An 18,389-nucleotide genomic window follows, 5' to 3' on the forward strand; every position below is an offset into this window, starting at 1 on the left:
GCTCAGTACACGTCCCGTACGTAGCGCTTCGCCCGGCGCAGGTCCGCCAGGTACTCGGCGGCGTCGGCGTCCCCGCGCCCGCGCTGCCCGGCGACGACGCCCAGCAGGGCCGCCTCGACGTCCTTCGCCATCCGGGCGGCGTCTCCGCAGACGTAGACGTGCGCGCCGTCCTCCAGCCAGGCGTACAGCTCGCGCGCCTGCTCCCGCATCCGCGTCTGGACGTACACCTTCTCGGCCTGGTCGCGCGAGAACGCGAGGTCGAGCCGGGTGAGTACGCCGCTCTCCCGCAGCCGGCCCAGCTCGTCCTCGTACACGAAGTCGGTGTCGCGGTGGCGGTCGCCGAAGAACAGCCAGTTGCGTCCCGAGGCGCCCCGCGCGGCCCGTTCGTGCAGGAAGCCGCGGAAGGGCGCGATGCCCGTGCCGGGGCCGATCATGACCATCGGGGTGTCGTCGTCGGCCGGGACGCCGAAGGAGGCGTTGGGCTGGAGGTAGATGCCCACGGGCGCCTCCGCGCCGACCCGGTCCGCGAGATACGACGACGTGACGCCCGCGTACGTACGCTGCCCGGTGCCGTAGCGGACCGACGCGACGGTGAGGTGGACACGGTCCGGGTGGGCGAGCGGGCTCGACGAGATCGAGTACTGGCGGGCCTGCAACGGCCGCAGGAGCGGCAGCAGTTCGGCCGGTCCCGGCGCGGCGGACCCGGCGTCCCGCAGCAGGTCGAGCACGTCCCGGCCCCACAGCCAGGAGTCGAGGTCGGACCGGTCGCCGTGCGCGACGACCGCGGCCAGCTCGCTCGACGGCGCCCGCTCCACGAGGTCGGCGATCAGCTCCTTGGACGGGGTACGGATCTCGCGCTCGGCGCGCAGGACCCGGGCGGTCTCCTCGTCGCCGCCCGCGCCCAGGTAATCGAGCAGCGCCCTGACCAGCGCGTCGTCGTTCAGCGGTACGACGGCCAGCGCGTCGCCCGCCTCGTACGTGATGCCGTTGTCGCCGAGGTCGAACTCGTAGTGGCGGATCGCAAGCGCGTACGGGACCTCCCGGGCGGGGCCACCGGGCAGGCAAGATGTTCCTATGAAAAAGCTGTCCGTACGATCGGTCGGTCGTGGCTCCGCCGGTACCGGCTCCACCGGATCGGCGCTGTCGCTGTGGTCCCAGGACTCCGTGCTGTCGATCGGCTCGGTGGGCTCGGTGCTGTCCGTGGGGTCCGTCGGTTCGGCCCTGTCCGTCGGATCGATCGGCAGCGCTCTGTCGGTCGGCTCGATCGGCTCGTCCCTGTCACTGATCTCGACCGGCTCATGGCTGAGTACGGGATCGCTGTTCTCCGCGCAGTCCCGCTGGTCGGTGCTGTCGTGGCGCTCGACCGGCGGATTCCTGGCGCTGGGCGCGGTCGGCGCGGTGGGGGCCGCCGCCGGGGCCCTGCTGGTGGCACAGCTGCGGCACAGGGCCGAGGGGTGAGACCGGAACCCGACCCCTGATCTCCCCGTCTTCCACTGCTGAGGGGCCCGGCCCGGGCCTGCCCGATACCTACTCAATCGACTGAAAAACTTGAAACATATAAAATCGCAGGTCTTCGCCCGAACAGACCCCGGCGTCGCGCCCTCCCCGTGGCGCCGACGACGGGCGGGACTCTGGGCCGCAGTGGGTGTGGCGGCCCTCGGATTCATGATCACGCTGGAGATCGCCGCGCGGCGCTACGGCCTGCCGGGGCCGATGACCAACCAGGTGCGCGAGGTGGTCTTCGCCCCCAAGTCGGGGGGACTGCTGTACGCGAGCATGGCGCTGACGCTGGTGGTGCTCCCCTGGCGGCAACGGTTCGCCGCGGTCGGCGCCGCGCTCGGTATCGACGCCCTCTTCTGGCTGGTCCGGTGGGCGGCCGACATCAGGGTGACCGACGGCCACCCCTTCGGGAACGGCGCGCTGTGGGTGATCCTGGGCTGTGCGGTCATCGCGCTCACCCGCCGCACCGGCGCGGAACGCGTTCTGCTGCTGAAGGGCGTCGGGCTGGGTCTGCTGCTGGTGGTCGGCCGCAAGACCGGGGACACCTGGCTGCTCATCACCTCGAAGACCCGCCCGATGGTGCTCGACCAGTACATGGCGACCGCCGACCACGCCCTGGGCAACCTCTCCTGGCCGGTGGGCAGGCTCGTCACCGCGAGTGGCCCGCTCGGCTTCAATCTCCTCGACTTCGTCTACGGGCAGCTCGCGGTGGCCGCGGTCGTCGTCGCCCTGTACCAACTGCGCGATGTCGCGACCGAGCGCCGCTTCCCGGGCCATCACCTGGTGCGCACCTTTCTGCTGGTCGGTCTCCTCGGGCCGGCCGTCTACATGATCTTCCCGGTGGTCGGGCCGGTCTTCGCCTTCGGTACCGGTGTCGAGCACTGGGCGGGGGTCAGCATGTGGTCGGATGCCGGCCAGCCCAGCGCGCAGTGGGCGGTGGGCGATCTGTGGCCGCGTACGCCGCCGCCGATCGGTGCCCCGCAGCCGATGGGCTTCGACGAGATCACCCCGCGCAACTGCATGCCCAGCCTGCACACGGCGTGGGCCGTCACGATCTTCATCCACTCCCGGAAGGGCCCGAGGCTCATACGGTTCGCGGGCGCGTTCTGGCTGATCGCGACACTGACCGCCACGCTCGGCTTCGGCTACCACTACGGGGCTGACCTCATCGCCGGTGTGGTGTTCGTCCTCACGATAGAGGCGGCCCTGCGCTCGTACGACCGGGGCTGGGACCGCTCGGGGATCCGGCTGACCGCCCACGGCGCGAGTGTCTTCGCCGCGCTCCTGGTCGCGTACCGCTTCCTGCCGTCGGAGATGGCCCGCCACCCGTGGATCTACGGCCCCCTGGTCGTCCTGGCGACGGCCTCGGTGATCCACGGCTACGTACGCACCACGACGGCGTGGGAACCGAAGCCCGCCCCGGCACACCAACTGGACCCCCAGCCCGAACCGGCCTGAGCACCGGGAGGCCGGGGTCGTCGGACGGTGAGGACCCCCTGTCCGCCCTGCGCGCCCCCGCCGCCCGCTGGGACACAGGCTCCGAGGGCTGTTGAGGGCTGTTCAGGAGAACAGCAGGCGCCACGTCAGGGGGCCGGGGACGCCGTCGGCGTCGCCGCGCAGTTCCTTGCGGGACTTCTGGAAGTCGCGGACGTTCAGCCGGTCCGCCTCGCCCCAGTTCTTGCTCGGGCCGACCTTGTAGTGGTCGCCGAAGCCGCGCTTCACCAGCTGCTTGCCGAGCTGCAGCACGTACGCGTTGGACGCCCCGGCCGCGAAGTACTTGCGTCCGGGGAACGCGGGGACGGCGGGTGTGGTCGTCCCCGGGGTGTCGTCGTCCACGTCCAGGTCGGCCTTCGCGTACTTGAGGATCCTGGCGAAGTCGATCGCGCCGGGGTCGCCATGGACGTTCTCCGGCACGTGCATGTGCCCGCACACGCCCTTGAAGGCCGTCCACTTCGCGCCCGACATCCGCTGACCGCCGCCGTTCGCGTACGACGAGGGGTACGCGGGCCACGCCTTCGGGCCGGACAGCGGTACGCCGTGCTCCTCGTGCATCCAGGCCAGGAAGCGGGCGACCGCCTGCAGCGCCCAGTCGGGGGCGTCCGGCCAGTACACGTGCGCCCGGCCCGCGGACTTCCACTTCGCGTGCGTCTTCGGGTCGCAGGTGCCGACCAGCTCGACCTGGCACACGTTCATGGTGTTCGTCTCCACGCCGCCGGCCAGATTGACCAGGGCCCGGGAGGAGGTCTCCACGTCGAAGTGCTGGTACCACTTCAGCTTCTTGGCGGCGAGGTCGGGGACCGCGGTCAGGTTCGGCGCGGAGGAGCCGCCGCCGTAACCGGGCAGGGCGGAACCCTCCGTGGTGTGCAGGACGACGACGTTGACCTGCATGGGGTCACCGCCGAAATCGTCCTGGTACCAGTTGGCCCGGCTCGCGGAGGGGTATCGCTGGGGTCCTGTCTTGGTGCTCATCACAGACTCCTGGGTCGAGTACGTCCTGCACATTCTTGAAGAACGGCCACGACGGCACTTCGACTCATCGACGCGGTTGGTCCGGCCCGGTTCAGCTGAAGGGAACGGCCTCGGTGGGGGAGGTGTGCCAGTTGGTGACGATCGGCTCGTCGACGGTGATGGTGTCGACCGGCAGGGTGACCGGGTCGGGGTCGTCGTTGCCGATGGCGACGATGATGTTCTCCAGCTCCTTGCCACCGTCCGAGTTGGTGGTCTTCGGGTTCACTCCCGCGTAGGCGGTGACGTTCCCGCTCAGCTTGATCTGCTCGCCGACGCTCTGCTCCGCGGGGCCCGCCTCGGTGCCGTCGGATCCGAACGCCACGGTCGGCAGCTCGGCGGGCAGGTAGCAGGTGATCCCCGACTTCGCCTTCGCGATGATCAGGACGTATCCGCCGGCCTGGCTCTCGGACCTGGTGCTCCAGGTGATGTCGTTGGCGCCGCAGCCCTGTTCGACCTTCTCCCGCGTGCCGTCGCCGGTGTCGACGCCGGAGCCGTCCGTGTTCCCGCTCTCCTCGCCCGCGTCGGAGTCCTTCCCCTTGTCCGCGGCCTGGTCGCTGCCCGCGCTCGACGAACCGGACGGCGTGGCCGCGTCGTCGGGCGCAGCGGTGGAGGAGGAACTCCCCCCGGCGCCGGTGTCCTTGGCCTTGTCCTCCGTCTCCTGGCACGCGGTCATCAGCAGCGCGCTGCCCACGACGACGGCGGAGACGAGGAAGGCCCTGCGACGGTTGCCAGACATGAAGTTCCCTTTGGTGAGCTGTAGTTGGGGAGGCCGAGAAGAGTGTTCGGGGAGGCCGGGTCCGGAACGGTCCCGGCCTCCCGCTGCGCGCTTGATCACTATGAGGGGTCCGAGAGGCAGAGGGATCCCACCGCCGTCGTACCAGGACAGCGCTGTCACACGCTGGTGACATGGCCACGGCGGATCGCGGGATCCGGGCCGGACTCCGGGCTACCAGACGAGGGCGTCCGCCGCGTTGTCCTGCCAGTACGTGACGGCGGCGGCGCTGTTGAAGAAGACACCGCTGCCCGGCAGCTTCAGGCTCTTCTCCGCGGCGGTCGCGTGGCCGTTCCTGTCGGTGAGGAGCACCCCGAGGTTCTTCGCCTGGCTGCCGCCCTCGCCGTCGGGGGAGTACGTCAGGATGCCGGCGTACGCGGACCGGCCGGGCTCCAGCATCAGCACGGACTGCGGAGTGCTCTCCTCGACCCACTGCAGCGGGGCCTGGGCGTCGGCACCGGCCCGCAGGAAGGGGGCGCTGTAGGCGTAGCAGGGCTTGGTGCCCGTGTTGGTGGCCTTCAGCAGCAGGTGGTTGATCGGCCGGGACACCGTGCTGACGCTCACCTTGGTGTTCGCCGTCGTGCAGGTGGCGATCGAGGACGCCTTAGCGGCCGTGGTGGCGGCGGAGGCGGTCTGCCCGGTGGCCTGGAACCCGACGAGCGCGAGGGCGGCGACGGCGAGGGAGGAGGCGGCCGTACGGGAGAAGGAACGAGTGCTCTTACGCATGGGTGGACTGCTTTCTCTGAACGTCGGGTGGGTGGCACACACCCGGTGGGTGACCCCCGGCGAGGCGCCGTGCTGGGAATGACCCCACCTTGTGCCGCCCGCCGTCCCATCCGCCACTCCACCGGGAATTACGGGACGCTGGAATGCTCAAACTGGCCCTGACCTGCGGAAACTTGACCTGCCTGGAACGCCGGACGGAACGCCGGCGCACCACCATTTAGAGTGTGCTGACCGTCGCCCGTGACAGATGTGCCGGGGACGGTCCCAGGGGACAGTCAAGTGGGAACATCAGGGGGGCAATCGATGTCCGATTTTCACGCCCGGCGGTTTCGAAGATGCACGGCGGCGGGGCTGTGCGGGGCGGCGCTGACCGCCTCGGCGTTGCTCGCGCCCCAGCCGACTCTCGCGGCGACGGCGTCGGCGACGGCTTCGACGGCGGCTGCTGCGACGTCGGTGTCCGCGTCCGTGTCGGACGGTGGGCGGGCCGCGGTGGGAGTGGTCTCGCCGGCGGAGAACGAGGGCAAGGGCGGTGAACTCCGCACCGGGCGGAGTGCCGGGACGGGTGAGGACGGCGGCGTCGAACTCATCGACGGACGGGACGTCCGGGTGACGGCGGACGCGCGGGGCGACGCCCACGAAGCCCGCTACTCCGTGGCGTCACTGAACGGCACGGTGTCCGTGCGGCCGGCCCGGAAGCCCGCGTCCGACGACGGCACGACCGCGTCCGAAGGCCCGACGGCGACGCTTCCGCTGCCGACGGAAGCCGGCGGCACCCGGCGTGCCGCCACGACCGGCGCCACCGCGACGGCGAAGGCGGCCGCGGCGACGTACTCGGTCAAGCTGAGCATCACGCACGCCGACGTGGACTCCAAGCTGTTCTACGTCTGGAACCGCAGGACCTGGACGTCGTACGCCGTCAACAGCGACACCGCGGGCGCCTCGTCGACCGTGAAGCTGCCGCCGGGTGACTACTTCTCGGTCGCGCTGCACAACGACTGGCAGGAGCCGAGCTACCTGCTCACCAGCAGCTTCACGGTGGGTTCGGCGGCGAAGACGGTCAGCTTCGACCAGCGCGCGGCAAAGGAGACCGCGATCCGCACCGACGACACCACCGCCACCCGCCAGGCGGCCGCGGTCTGGATCAGCGTCCCGGGCGGCGACCTCGCCGGCTTCGCGGGCTCGGCCGCCGACAAGGTGTACGTCACCCCGTTCTCGCTGAGCGGTGTCTCGCTGCGCCTGCACGAGCTGCTCGGCAAGGCCGGCTCCTCCGTGAGCGCGCCCAGCCCCTACCGCTACGACCTCACCCACAGCTTCACCACCACCGTGCCCGCCACGCCCGTCAAGACGGTCCGTACGTCGTCCCTGGCGAAGACGGTCACCCAGGTGGCCGCCCAGGGCACGCGGACGACGGCCACCCTGCAGAGCGTCCCGTCCTTCGGCGAGTGGACGGGCGTCTACATCGGCTCCGCGGTGCCGACGGCCGGTGCGATCACCGAGTACGCCACTCCGGGCGTCACCTACGGCCGCCTGTTCTCCTACGGCCCGGGCGACATGACCCTCGACCTCCCGGACCGCACGCTGTCCGCCGGGACCGGCGCGGGCGAGACCGTGGGCGCGGCGCCCGCACAGCCGGTCCGCCGGGAGTGGGGCGGCTCGCAGCGCAACTCCGGCAAGATCTGGCTGTACGAGCCGCACACCTTCGGTGACACGGCCGGCCACCCGGGCACCGACGGCCGCGCGACGTACTCGTACGAGCTCAGCTCCTCGGACGGTGTCACCTACGCCCAGGCCGAGGGGCTCGACGCCTACGACACGCTGACGTCGGCCGCTCTGCCCTCGCAGCAGCGGACGTACACCCTCGACCAGACGGCGCACCGCCGGGTCCCGTACACCCGCCTCTCGACGGACGTGCGCAGCGAATGGACGTTCCGCTCGGACTACGCGGCGGGCGGCGAACTCCCGCTCATCGACACCGAGTTGGACGTCCCCGGCCTCAACAGCCTCGGCCGCGCGACGGCCGGCCCGGTACGGATCGGGGTGAGCGCGACGACCCGCGCCACGGACGCGGCCCAGGCGAACACCCGGGTCACCGGGCTCGCCTTCTCCACGGACGACGGCGCGACCTGGACGGACGCGGCTCTCGCGGCGGACGGCTCGGCGACGGTCGACGTCCCCGCGACGGCTTCCTTCGTCTCCCTGCGCGTCACCGCCGCCGACGACCAGGGCGGCGTCCTGCGCCGCACCATCACGCGGGCGTTCGCGGGCCCGGCCCCGCAGGGCGACGAGACGGTGGGTGCGACCCGCGTCTCGAACGTCGTGGTGAACGGGGGCAAGGCGGTCGAGCTGACCGACACGCCGCTGCAGGAGTTCACGGCGAAGTTCACCGCCACCGACCCCTCGGGGATCGCGGGCGGAGACATGTACCTGTACAAGGGCTCGTACGACACCCCCGACGCCGTCCTCCACGGCGCCTGGTCCGCGGCCTGCACCGAGGCCACCGCGACGACTTCCACCTGCGAGACGCAGTTCGCCTACATCCAGCCCCGCTGGACCCTGGGGCGCAACTCGCTCGCCGGTACGTGGAAGGTGGCGGCGTGGGCGGAGTCGGCGGACGGCAAGGGCCACGCCGACGTGCACGCGGCCGGAACCATCGCTCTCCTGCGTGACGCGAAGCTGACGGCGAACGCGGCTCCCGAGCCGGTGACCAAGGGCAGGACCCTGACCGTCACGGGCAAGCTGTCCCGCGTGGACTGGGAGACGCGCGGCGGCTACCACGGCTACTCGGCCCAGAAGGTGAAGCTGCAGTTCCGCAAGAAGGGAGCGTCCGCGTACACGACCGTGAAGACGGTCACCTCGGACAGCTCCGGAAACCTGAAGACCACGGTGAAGGCGGCCACGGACGGCTATTGGCGTTACAGCTTCGCCGCCACGTCGACCACGGCCGCGGCCAACGCGACGGGCGACTACGTGGACGTGCGCTGAGGCCACTCCCCCAGGTCACTCCCCTGGTCGGGCCCCGGCAATCAGCGCACAGGCAATCAGCGCACCGGGAACCCGAAGGAGTACCCCTCCTGCTTGAGCTGGGGGAGGACCTGGCGCAGCGCCTCGACGGTCTGGGAGCGGTCGCCGCCCGCGTCGTGGAAGAGGAGCGTCGGCCCTTCGGGCAGTTGCTCCTCGACGGTGGCGACGATGGCGGCCGTGCCGGGCCGCTCGAAGTCCTTGGTGTCCACGTTCCAGCCGAGCGGGCGCATACCGCGGGAGGCGGCGAGCTTGCGGCTGTACGGGGTGAAGGCACCGCCCGGCGCCCGGTAGTACATCGGCCGTACGCCGCCGGACGCCTTGGTGATCATGCGCTCGGCGTCGAGGATCTGCTTCGACTGGTAGGCCTGGGACTGCTTGTCCATGGCGGTGTCGTGCGACACCGAGTGGTCGCACAGCCGGTGCCCCGCCGCGACGACCTTCTTCACGAGGTCGGGGTGGGCCTCGGCCTGCGTCCCCACCATGCAGAACGTGGCCTTCACCCCGTTCTCCCGCAGCACGTCGAGCATCTGCGGGGTCCACACGGGGTCGGGGCCGTCGTCGATGGTGATGTTGACTCCGCGCGCGCCCTTGTCGGAGGCGTGCACGATGGTCGCCGCGACCGGCTTGACGGCGGTCTCCGCCGAGGCCGGCTTCGACGAACCGCCCACGGTCCCGGCCTGCGCGGTCCATATCGAGGCACCGGTGGCGGCCAACGCCACCCCGAGCGCCGCGCCGAGCACCTTGCTGTACCAGCCGCGTCCGCCACTGTGCCGCGCCATGTCCGCCCCGCTCCCTCGAAGTTACCCACCAACTCCCCGGTCACCCGGCGACAGCCAGAACAGTACGAGCCACGATGCCTCCCGAACGGCCCCGTTACGGATCAAGGACAATCCCGAAGAGGTTCGCGGACAACTGGAGGGGCAAAAGGCCGAGTTGGGGAACCTGTACCAAGCTGTACCGAGTGGGGTGCCCGCGGGACGGGCGCGCGCCCACGGCGGTTCGACGGCCCCGGCTGTGGCCGACTGTCCACTCGTACGGGTGATCTAGGTCGCGTGCAGCCATCTCGGCGGGTGGGGTGTGGTCCAGCATGGGGCCCGCCGTGCCGCCCATGTCCCCCACCAGGAAGCCTCGTTCCGCCATGCCTACGTCTGCCTCCGCATCCGCTCCTGCACCCGCTCCTGCACCCGCTCCTGCTCCCGCTCCCGCCCCTGCTCCTGTCACTCGTCCCCCCGCCGCTCCCCGACCGGAATGCTGACGAAGGAGATCCAGGCGGGCCTGGAGCAGTGGGCCGCCCGGGTCGAGGACACCCGGCGGCGGGTTCGTGAGGCGGGCCCGGCGGAGAAGGCCGGTCGCGTCCGCTACGCCGCCCAGTGCCGGCGCGAGGCGTTCAAGTACCTCGCGATGACGTGCGGTTCCCTGCGCGGCTGGCCGGGCCGGGAGCAGGTCGGCGATCAGGGGGTGCTCGCCGCGCACCGCGTGCTGCTGGCCCTGGACGGCCGGGAGATCCGCACGGTCCTGCCGCTGGTCACCGCGGCGGCGGGAAAGCGCCGGATCCCGGCCGGGCTCCTGGCCGAGGCGACCGACGCCCTCTGCGTCGCCGAAGGGCGCCCCCAGGTCTACGGCACGGTGGCGGAGCACCCCGTCGCCGACGAGGCCCGGGTCGACGCGCTGCGTGCGGCGCTGGGACTGCCTCCCCTGGCTCCCCGGCCCCTGCTCCGCCAGACGTTCACGGCGACACCCGGAATGCCGGCCCCCGATGAGCCGCTTCCCGCCGAACTTGCGGTTCTGGAGGGCCTGTTACGGGAACTTCCCCCCGTCGGCCCACTTCCACGCACCGTCCGTGCGACGGTGGCCGCGCACGCGGTGTGGGGATGCGCGTACTGCGGCGGGCCGGCCCAGCCGGACGCCGCCGAGCTGGAGATCCGGGGCCGCGTATGGCGGCTCTGCGCGGCGTGCGAGCAGTGCCCGGACACTCCGGAGGGCCGCCTGCTGGACGTACTGACGGCCAAGGGCGGCATCTCGGAGGCCGAGGCCCGAGCCACCTCCGGGCTGGCCCGGCACGAGGGCTGGCGGCTCCCGATGCGCCACCACCGGACCACCGCCCGCCCCAACCACCGCCCGCAGCCCCGCTGGAGCCACATCCCGGACACGGCGGTCACCAAACTGACCACGTTCGCCGAGCGACGACGCCCGGCCGTCACCCCCGCGGTCATGCCGGCCCAGCGCACGACACATCCCCGACCTACGACACCGCCCCGACCCACGACACCGGCCCAGGCCAGGGTGCCCACACAGGGGACGTCGCCGACCGCGCCGCCGCATCCCGAACTGCTCGTCTCGTCGAAGGCGAAGGCACTGCTGTCCCGGCCTCCGGAGCAGCGCCTGACCACCACCCAGGTCGGCAAGGCACTGCAGATGGCGCCGGGGACCTTCGAGTGCCGCGGACTCGTGATCACCGACGTGCGCGAACTCCAGGCCGCCTTCGCCTCGCCGCCCCAGTGGCTGAAGGACGCCCACCGTGCTCTCGCGGCGCAGCGAGAAGCCGGCCTGGCCCGCCTGTCAGCGCAGGCGGCGACCGCCGAGCACGAGGCTCGTGCGGCTGCCCCCTCCCGCCCGGCACCCCGGATCCAGGGCGAGCCGCCTCATCCGCACATGCTGATCTCGACCCGGGCGGAACGGCTGCTCACCCGGCCGCACGACGAACCGTTGCTGCCAGGCCAGGTCACCAAGGCCCTCCAGATCGCACACGCCACGAGCGTGCGGCAGCACCTGCACGTGAGCACCGTCGGCGACCTTGCCGCCCTCTTCCACAGCCCACCCGACTGGCTCCTCGACCTCCACCGCAAACTCGCGGCCGAGCGAACGGCGAACCTGCCCCGCCACGCACCTCCCGTCCCGGGAGACCCGGCACGATGAGACATCAACGTCGGCGTCGGCGTGGCGTGGCGTGGCGTCAGCGGTGGTGTGGGCGTGGACGCCTCAGGGTGCCTCAGCGGCCGGGCCGTTCGGCCGTTCGGGGATCCCCGGAAGAACCGTCTCGACGATGTCGAGGAGAACGCTGTCGTCCGGGAGGGTCCCGGACGTGCTCCACACGGTGACGTCGCAGTAGCCGCCCCGGTCGTCACGGTCCATGGCCACGGACACCGACCTGGCCAGAGGGCCTTCTTCGACCGGCCCGCCGGACCCGCTGCTTCCGAGATCGATCTCGAACTTCATGGTGTGAGCCGAGGAGAGGACCGCGGGCCGCCCGAGGACCGTGAGCGTCCTGACGTCCGTCTCGTCCCCGAACTTCATCAGCTTCACGGACTGGTCGATCGACAGCTTGTTGTAGGTGGCCGAGAAATTCACGGTGTACGTGTCGAACGTGACCGTGGCCTCCGGTTGGGCGACCTTCTCAGCGGTCAGGGGAGCGGTGTTGTTGGTGCTGGAGACGGAGGTCGCGGTCTCTCCCGGCGTGCCGAGGAGTTCGGCCAGGTCCGGCCGGTTGAGCGCCTTGCACAGTTCTTCACCGGTCACCGGCCGGGGCGAGTCCTTGTAGGCCTTCGGAAGCTCCTCGTGTGACCCGTCCGAACAGGAGGGGGCCTGCGGGGTGTTGTCGGTGGACGGCATGAAACGCGGGGCCGCCCACAGCGCGACCGCGAGAGCCCCGAACACGGCCACGGCCGCGGCGGCCTGCCCCCACGCGTTGGGCTCCTTCTCCGGAGCGTCGGCTCGGGGCTGAGCCGGCGGCTGGGTGACCACATCAACTGCAACCCTGCCCCCGCCTCCGTCCCCGCCTCCGCCTCCGTCCCCGTCCCCGTCCCCGTCCGCGGAGGTTGGCGGACTCGGGTGCCGGCGCGCACGCAGGGCCCGGACCACCATATGGACACGTATCGCGGTGAACACGAGGAACACCGTGCCGAGACCCGCCGCGATCCGATCGTGATCGTGGACGGCGAGATACATGATCCGTACGCCGAGGACGGAACCGAGCACGATGAGCAGCGGCTCACGGACCCAGAACGGCAGGAGACGGATGAGGAAACCGAGCATCCGGTGATCTCACCAGGCCAAGATCACTTCCGCTGTGATGGAAGCCACAGTTCCGGGCACGTGCAGAGCCTGCGGAAACGGGGGCAACCGTGCGCCCACCTCGTGGGTCACACAAGCATCACCCGTCACTTGTGACCCGACACCCGTTACCCATGACCCGTAACCCATGCTTCCCCATGGTCCGGAAAGGGCCCCACTCTCTGTGCTGACTCGTACCCGGCTGACCGCGGTGGCCGCGACGGCCGCCCTCGTCGCCGCCGGCGGCCTGCTCACCGCCGCCCCCGCCTCCGCAGCCGTCACCTGCGCGTCTCCCCTCTGGAAGGCGCAGTACTTCGGCAACTCCGCCTTCAGCGGCACCCCGAAACTGACCGCGTGCGACTCCGTCGTCGCCGAGGACTACGGATACGGCGACCCGCCCGGCGTCACGCTGCCCAAGGACAACTTCTCCGTCCGCTGGTCCCTCACCCGGGACTTCGGCTCCGGCGGCCCCTTCCGGCTCTCCGCCGCCACGCAGGACGGCATGCGCGTCTACGTCGACGGCGTACGGAAGATCAACCTCTGGGAGAATGTCTCCGCCACCGCCCGCAAGACCGTCGACCTGACCATCCCGGCGGGCAAGCACACACTCCGCGTGGACTACGTCGCCTGGACCGGCCGCGCCCAGGCCTCGTTCACGTACGCGCCACGCACCGCGGCAGCCGTCGACACCGTCAAGCCGCTCGCCCCGGCCGGCTTCAGGGGCAACTACAACCAGGACACCACGAAGACGACCCTGCGCTGGAACGCGAACAACGAGATGGACCTCGCCGGTTACCGCGTGTACCGGCGGCTGGGCACCGCCCCGTGGGCGAAGGTCAGCGGCTCGGCGCCGCTCACCTCCCTGTCCTACGTGGACGCGACGCCCGCCACGGGCCAGACCTTCCTGTACGAGGTCCGCGCCGTCGACAAGGCGGGCCGCGAGTCGGCAGGCAGCTCCGACGTCACCGTCACGAGCGTGGACCGTACGGGCCCCGCGGCGCCGACCCGTCTCACGGTCACCGGCGACGCGTGGTGGGCCACCCTGGACTGGCAGGGCGTCGCCGACGCCGCGCGGTACGAGGTGTACGCCGCCTCCGCGGCCACCGGCCCGTTCGAGCTGCTGGGTACGACGACCACGACGTCGTACCGTGCCAACGCGCCCGAGAACACCGCCCGTTACTACCGGGTCCGCGCGCTCGACGCGCTCGGCAACCCGTCGGCGTACACCACCGCCACCGGCGACGGCGTCGACCGGACCCCGCCGAAGTCCCCTATCGCCCTCGCCGCCATCGCCCGCGTCGGCCACACCGAGGTGTACTGGAAGCAGCCCGACGGCTTCGACGAGGACTTCTCCAACGGCGGGACGTACCGCGTCCACCGTTCGCCCGGCAAGACCCTCGACCCGGCCGCGCTCACCCGCGTGACCTGCGCCGAGGAGAGCGACGAGACCAACTCCGGCGGCATCTGCGAGGACGTGGACATGCCCGCGGGCACGTACGTGACGTACGCGGTCACGGCGGTGGACCCGGCCGGCAACGAGTCGGCGCTGTCCGCCCCGCTCGTCGTCCGCACCGGTGACCGCGTCGCACCCGGCCCGGTCACCGGCCTGAAGGCCACCCCGCGCGCCGACGGCGTACTGATGAGCTGGGCGGCCTCGACCGAGGACGATGTCGAGCGCTACGACGGCTGGACGGGAGTCCGGCAGGCCGACGGCACGGTCAAGTGGCTCGGTTCCGCCGAGTGCCGGGACGGTACGGGCGACCCCCTCGCGCTCCTCTGCGGCGACCTGCCGGACGGCGAGACGTACGTGTACGCCATCGTCGCCAGGGACCGCTGGGGCAACGCGCTGCACCCGAGCGACCCGAAGGTCACCCCCGTCGAGGTCACCGAGCTGGACGTCCGGCCGTCCGTGACGGTCACCCGGGACTGGAACCTCGGCACCGTGGCCCACGGAACCGTGATCGGCGGAGCCGCGCAGGACGGCCCGTCCATCGGCTGGAGGTGCACCAGGACGGCGGAGTGCGACACCGTCGCGGGCTACCGGATCAGCCGCTGGAACGCGGCCACGAAAGCGTACGAGCCTCTGCACACCGGACTGCTGCCGACCGGGACGGAGGCCTACACGGACACGACAGCATCACGCGGAACCACGCACTTCTACACCCTGCAGGCGGTACGCGCCGACGGCAGCGTCGCGGGCACGCACGTATGGCACTGCGTGTTCCAGGACCGCGTCTAGCCCGCGGCACTGGACGGACCGTGTCCCGCCGGGCCGAGGCCGGTGAGCCGGCTCCGGTCCGAGGAGTTGGGCGGCCTCGGGGTCCTGGACGCGTGAAGGACGGCTCTAGGACCCCGGTCAGGGACTGCCCGCCTCAGTTCTCCACGTGCGGGCTGGAGAGGGCGGCGCCGAAGGAGCCTGTTATTCCGCGTACGGCGATGCCGGCGGCCTTGCCGCACAGGTTGACCGAGCCGTTCAGGAGGGGGCCGGACGCCGAGCCGCGGGCGACCCAGAAGCATCCGTCGGAGTTCTCGGTGGGGGCGCCGACGACCGTCTCGGCCTTGAACAGTCCCGTCCGCAGGGCCGCGCCGTAGAGGGCGCCGCGCAGCCACCGGACGGGTCTCGACCAACTGGGCGCGTGCGGTGGCATGGTGGCCCATGCCCGGGCCTCCGTCGAATGCGTCTGCCACTCGGGCTGCGTCGTCCGGTCGGATTCCTCCCGCCGGAGCATACGGTCGTAGACGATGACCTGCGCCGTCCGGCGCACGGCGGCCAGCTGCCAGGAAGCCTCTCGGTCCGCACGCCAGGGTGAACCGGTGACGGGCACGTCGACTCAGAGGAAACGGGAGTCCGCCGGATCGGAGCGGAAAGCTCGCCGGGTCGCTCGCCGTTCCTTCGGCGACGGTGTCCGGTAGGACCACACCACATCTCGGAAGTGCTGCTCGACCCGCTCCCATGTGGCCGGACCGCCCTGAATCCCGACCAGTGCGACGACGAGGCAGCCGGGACTCTCCGAGGGCATCAACAACCCCTCTCCTGGGCGACATCAAGGGAAAACACCGTTCGTACGGCGGTCAGGACGGCGCGGTGCCGCTCCGTACACGAAGGCGTGGGCGACGTGCTCCGGAGCATCCCAGGCGTGCCGCGGCGGCTGGACGGGTGCACCCTGTCGATTTCTTACCTGTTCCGCTTATCCGTTCCGCTTACCTGTTCCGCTTGCTTGGAGTGCACATCAAGGCCATAGCTTTGAGGTGCAGGGCCGCGCGGATGTTGTCCAGGCCGCTCTCCAAACCTCGAAATCTCGGCGGCTCTCGGGCTCGGCTGCAGGGACATGAGTTTCCTCTACGGCCAGCCACCCCGGCCCCGGCAAAGTCGTGACGAAAACACCGACAGCTGAACCGAACCCCCGACGCGCCGACGTATCGTCCGGCACGGCACGACCAAAGAGAAAGACAGCAAGTGGTAGACAACCAATTCACCACGCATGCAGAACTTTTCGATCTGCGTGGAAAGCGCGCGCTCGTCACCGGTGGCACCAGAGGTATCGGGATGATGATCGCGCGTGGCCTTCTCCAGGCGGGCGTCCGCGTGGTCATCAGCTCACGCAACGCAGAAGCGTGCGCTCAGGCGCAGGAACAGCTCTCCGAATTCGGTGAGGTGCGGGCCATCCCCGCCGACCTGTCCCGCCACGACGAGTGTCGGCGGCTGTCCGACCTCGTCACCGCCGACTCGGAGCGTCTCGACATCCTCGTCAACAACGCGGGCGCCCTGTGGGACGAGCCGCTGGCGACGTTCCCGGACGAGGCCTGGGACACGGTCCTCGACCTCAACCTGAAGTCGCCGTTCTGGCTGGTACAGGAGCTGCTGCCCACACTTCGCAGGGCGGGCACCGCCGACGATCCCGCGCGGATCATCAACATCGGCAGCATCGCAGCCATCCACATCCCCCACCGACCCAACTACTCCTACTCCAGCAGCAAAGCCGCACTGCATCAACTCACCAGAGTGCTCGCCAGGGAACTAGGACCGCAGCACGTCACCGTGAACGCCGTGGCGCCGGGACCGTTCCCGTCGACGATGATGGCCGCAACCCTCGATGAGTTCGGCGAGGCGATCGCGGCGGCGGCCCCACTACGCCGGATCGGCCGCGACGACGACATGGCGGGTGTCACCGTGTTCCTCGCCAGCAGGGCAGGCGCGTACCTGACGGGCGCCGTGATCCCCGTAGACGGCGGCATCGCCACAACCGCGTAGGCCGCCCACCGCGGTCACTGTCGCCCGGCTCGACTTGTTCACTCGGCGGACGACGGGCCCGGCTTCGATCCGGCCGAGAACGCGGGCAGAGACATGACTGAGATCGAACTGTCCCTCGCCGTGGTCCATGAGATGTCCGGTCGGCTGGAAGCCTCCGCCCGCCGCTGAGGGAACTTGAGGCGTAGAAGGGGCCGAGCACGGTCGGCATCCCGGCACTGCCACTGCCCGCGCTGAGCCTTGCGGCTCGGGCAGTGGAGGTCTGTAGCTCACTTATACATCAATCCAGTACATGGGATACCTTTGGTACATGTCCATGAAGCGTACGAACGTCTATGCCGACCCCGAAGACCTGGCGATCATCAAGGAGGCGGCCAAGCGGAGGGGCGTAAGCGAGGCTGAGATCATCCGGCAGGGGATCCATCTCGCGGCCATGGCGAACCGAGTCTGGGACGAGCCGCTTTTCTCGCGGACGTTCGAGGGGTCGGGGCGTACGCCGACCAAGTCTGAGGTCCGTGACGCGGTCGTCGATGCGGTCCGCCGCGAGACGGACCCGGGAACCGCCGCGTGATCATCGTCATTGCGGACACGTCCGGCCTCCTGGCCGCTCTCGACTTGACACACCCGGAACACGGGGCGGCGAACGAGGCGATCATGGCGGCTGGTCTCCTGGTGATGTCCCCGCTCCTGCTGGCGGAACTCGATCACGTGGCCACGCGCGAACTCGGGCGGGAGGCCGCCATCAGCGCAATCGATGACCTGCGGCGGTGGATGAGCCGGGGTCGGATCGTCATGCCCGAGATCACGCAAGACCACTTGGGTGCCGCGCAGTCCGTCCGAGTCCGCTACGGCGCGCTCGACCTGGACCTGGCCGACGGGGTGAACGTGGCGCTCGCCGCCGACTACGACACCGACGCGATTCTCACCCTCGACCGAAGGGACTTCCGGGCCGTGCGACCCTTGGGCCGCCACAAGGCGTTCCGGGTACTCCCGGACGACCTTCCGCTCTGACGCGAGATCCTCGGCGGCCAAGCGCCGGCTCCCGCAAGGAAGTTGCGCCCCTCTTGTCGAGACGCGCGATGAGCGGTAGGCGTCCGGTGTCGTTCGGGACGGGCAGGCTGAGTGCTCCGACCGCGCGAACCTGCTCATGGTTGACGTGAAGTCGCAGGTCACTTCCGTGCTGCAACGTGAGCGGGCTGCACCCGCAAGGCACTCGTGCCCTCCACATGCCCCGTGAGCCCCGCTCGCGTAAAAGCCCCAGGCCACTGACCTGGGGCTTCTGCAAGAGCGGGTGACGAGAATCGAACTCGCACTCTCAGCTTGGGAAGCTACGGCGTCTGGGTCGATACACGGCTCCTGAGCTGCACGGACTCGTTCTGTCGTGACAGGTGCGAGTGCTTGGTGGCACCGCTGCTGACCGCGGTTTTCCGCTTTTACGGGCACGCTGCGGGCACGGGCTTACCAGCTGCCGAACCGTATGGCGCGCAACGGCTGCACCGACCGAACCGCATCGCCTGTGAGGCCGATCCGCAGGGTCCTTCGCGACTGCGTACATCGGAACCG

Annotated in this window: 15 protein-coding genes; 8 read left to right on the top strand and 7 right to left on the bottom strand. The window is 70.5% G+C overall.

Annotated features, from left to right (window positions below; all coding sequences use genetic code 11):
- Nucleotides 1-2 precede the first annotated feature (2 nt).
- A complete protein-coding gene (locus tag ACH4DZ_RS14770) occupies nt 3-1,130 on the bottom strand; it encodes a sulfite reductase flavoprotein subunit alpha (protein WP_398287445.1) in 1,128 nt (375 codons plus the stop codon).
- Here ACH4DZ_RS14770 and ACH4DZ_RS14775 point away from each other — a divergent pair.
- Nucleotides 1,075-1,458, top strand: coding sequence for a hypothetical protein (locus ACH4DZ_RS14775; protein ID WP_398287446.1), 384 nt, complete (start codon nt 1,075-1,077; stop codon nt 1,456-1,458). The genes ACH4DZ_RS14770 and ACH4DZ_RS14775 overlap by 56 nt on opposite strands.
- Before the next feature lie 207 nt (nt 1,459-1,665).
- Nucleotides 1,666-2,958, top strand: coding sequence for a phosphatase PAP2 family protein (locus tag ACH4DZ_RS14780; protein WP_398287447.1), 1,293 nt, complete (start codon nt 1,666-1,668; stop codon nt 2,956-2,958).
- A 102-nt stretch (nt 2,959-3,060) separates the two neighbouring features.
- Here ACH4DZ_RS14780 and ACH4DZ_RS14785 read toward each other — a convergent pair whose 3' ends face one another.
- The 3 genes from ACH4DZ_RS14785 to ACH4DZ_RS14795 all read right to left on the bottom strand — a co-directional run bounded on the left by ACH4DZ_RS14785 (nt 3,061) and on the right by ACH4DZ_RS14795 (nt 5,506).
- On the bottom strand, nt 3,061-3,969 hold the full coding sequence (locus ACH4DZ_RS14785) for a peptidoglycan-binding protein (RefSeq protein ID WP_398287448.1): 909 nt from the start codon (nt 3,967-3,969) through the stop codon (nt 3,061-3,063).
- A 91-nt stretch (nt 3,970-4,060) separates the two neighbouring features.
- Nucleotides 4,061-4,744, bottom strand: coding sequence for a DUF4232 domain-containing protein (locus ACH4DZ_RS14790; RefSeq protein ID WP_398287449.1), 684 nt, complete (start codon nt 4,742-4,744; stop codon nt 4,061-4,063).
- Between the two features lie 210 nt (nt 4,745-4,954).
- A complete protein-coding gene (locus ACH4DZ_RS14795; RefSeq protein ID WP_398287450.1) occupies nt 4,955-5,506 on the bottom strand; it encodes a DUF4232 domain-containing protein in 552 nt (183 codons plus the stop codon).
- Nucleotides 5,507-5,809: 303 nt separating this feature from the next.
- Here ACH4DZ_RS14795 and ACH4DZ_RS14800 point away from each other — a divergent pair, with 303 nt between their 5' ends.
- Entirely contained in the window at nt 5,810-8,488 is a 2,679-nt protein-coding gene (locus ACH4DZ_RS14800) for a hypothetical protein (protein WP_398287451.1), read from the top strand.
- 56 nt (nt 8,489-8,544) lie between these two features.
- Here the strand turns inward: ACH4DZ_RS14800 and ACH4DZ_RS14805 are convergent, their stop codons facing one another.
- Nucleotides 8,545-9,306 carry a polysaccharide deacetylase family protein gene (locus ACH4DZ_RS14805; protein ID WP_398287452.1) on the bottom strand — a complete coding sequence of 254 codons (762 nt, stop codon included), beginning with the start codon at nt 9,304-9,306 and terminating at the stop codon, nt 8,545-8,547.
- Between the two features lie 469 nt (nt 9,307-9,775).
- Between ACH4DZ_RS14805 and ACH4DZ_RS14810 the strand changes: the two genes are divergently transcribed.
- Entirely contained in the window at nt 9,776-11,443 is a 1,668-nt protein-coding gene (locus ACH4DZ_RS14810; protein WP_398287453.1) for a hypothetical protein, read from the top strand.
- Between the two features lie 63 nt (nt 11,444-11,506).
- Here the strand turns inward: ACH4DZ_RS14810 and ACH4DZ_RS14815 are convergent, their stop codons facing one another.
- Complete coding sequence (locus tag ACH4DZ_RS14815; RefSeq protein WP_398287454.1) at nt 11,507-12,559, bottom strand: DUF6215 domain-containing protein; 1,053 nt, start codon at nt 12,557-12,559, stop codon at nt 11,507-11,509.
- Nucleotides 12,560-12,761: 202 nt separating this feature from the next.
- Here ACH4DZ_RS14815 and ACH4DZ_RS14820 point away from each other — a divergent pair, with 202 nt between their 5' ends.
- Nucleotides 12,762-14,816 carry a PA14 domain-containing protein gene (locus ACH4DZ_RS14820; protein ID WP_398287456.1) on the top strand — a complete coding sequence of 685 codons (2,055 nt, stop codon included), beginning with the start codon at nt 12,762-12,764 and terminating at the stop codon, nt 14,814-14,816.
- 133 nt (nt 14,817-14,949) lie between these two features.
- Here the strand turns inward: ACH4DZ_RS14820 and ACH4DZ_RS14825 are convergent, their stop codons facing one another.
- The gene (locus tag ACH4DZ_RS14825) at nt 14,950-15,402 is read right to left on the bottom strand and encodes a hypothetical protein (protein WP_398287457.1); all 453 of its coding nucleotides are present in this window, start codon (nt 15,400-15,402) and stop codon (nt 14,950-14,952) included.
- Nucleotides 15,403-16,034: 632 nt separating this feature from the next.
- Here ACH4DZ_RS14825 and ACH4DZ_RS14830 point away from each other — a divergent pair.
- The 3 genes from ACH4DZ_RS14830 to ACH4DZ_RS14840 all read left to right on the top strand — a co-directional run bounded on the left by ACH4DZ_RS14830 (nt 16,035) and on the right by ACH4DZ_RS14840 (nt 17,837).
- On the top strand, nt 16,035-16,829 hold the full coding sequence (locus tag ACH4DZ_RS14830) for an SDR family oxidoreductase (RefSeq protein ID WP_398287458.1): 795 nt from the start codon (nt 16,035-16,037) through the stop codon (nt 16,827-16,829).
- A gap of 307 nt (nt 16,830-17,136) precedes the next feature.
- Complete coding sequence (locus tag ACH4DZ_RS14835; RefSeq protein WP_398287459.1) at nt 17,137-17,397, top strand: CopG family transcriptional regulator; 261 nt, start codon at nt 17,137-17,139, stop codon at nt 17,395-17,397.
- Complete coding sequence (locus ACH4DZ_RS14840; protein WP_398287460.1) at nt 17,394-17,837, top strand: PIN domain-containing protein; 444 nt, start codon at nt 17,394-17,396, stop codon at nt 17,835-17,837. The genes ACH4DZ_RS14835 and ACH4DZ_RS14840 overlap by 4 nt, the downstream gene beginning before the upstream one ends.
- Nucleotides 17,838-18,389: the final 552 nt, after the last annotated feature.

It is taken from the genome of Streptomyces sp. NPDC017991 (assembly GCF_044328075.1).
Taxonomy (GTDB): domain Bacteria; phylum Actinomycetota; class Actinomycetes; order Streptomycetales; family Streptomycetaceae; genus Streptomyces.

Coding starts and splice junctions, on each gene's coding strand:
- ACH4DZ_RS14800 (WP_398287451.1), top strand. CDS start 5,810: ATGTCCGATTTTCACGCCCGGCGGTTTCGAAGATGCACGGCGGCGGGG.
- ACH4DZ_RS14835 (WP_398287459.1), top strand. CDS start 17,137: ATGTCCATGAAGCGTACGAACGTCTATGCCGACCCCGAAGACCTGGCG.
- ACH4DZ_RS14775 (WP_398287446.1), top strand. CDS start 1,075: ATGAAAAAGCTGTCCGTACGATCGGTCGGTCGTGGCTCCGCCGGTACC.
- ACH4DZ_RS14810 (WP_398287453.1), top strand. CDS start 9,776: ATGCTGACGAAGGAGATCCAGGCGGGCCTGGAGCAGTGGGCCGCCCGG.
- ACH4DZ_RS14795 (WP_398287450.1), bottom strand. CDS start 5,506: ATGCGTAAGAGCACTCGTTCCTTCTCCCGTACGGCCGCCTCCTCCCTC.
- ACH4DZ_RS14805 (WP_398287452.1), bottom strand. CDS start 9,306: ATGGCGCGGCACAGTGGCGGACGCGGCTGGTACAGCAAGGTGCTCGGC.
- ACH4DZ_RS14780 (WP_398287447.1), top strand. CDS start 1,666: ATGATCACGCTGGAGATCGCCGCGCGGCGCTACGGCCTGCCGGGGCCG.
- ACH4DZ_RS14785 (WP_398287448.1), bottom strand. CDS start 3,969: ATGAGCACCAAGACAGGACCCCAGCGATACCCCTCCGCGAGCCGGGCC.
- ACH4DZ_RS14815 (WP_398287454.1), bottom strand. CDS start 12,559: ATGCTCGGTTTCCTCATCCGTCTCCTGCCGTTCTGGGTCCGTGAGCCG.
- ACH4DZ_RS14790 (WP_398287449.1), bottom strand. CDS start 4,744: ATGTCTGGCAACCGTCGCAGGGCCTTCCTCGTCTCCGCCGTCGTCGTG.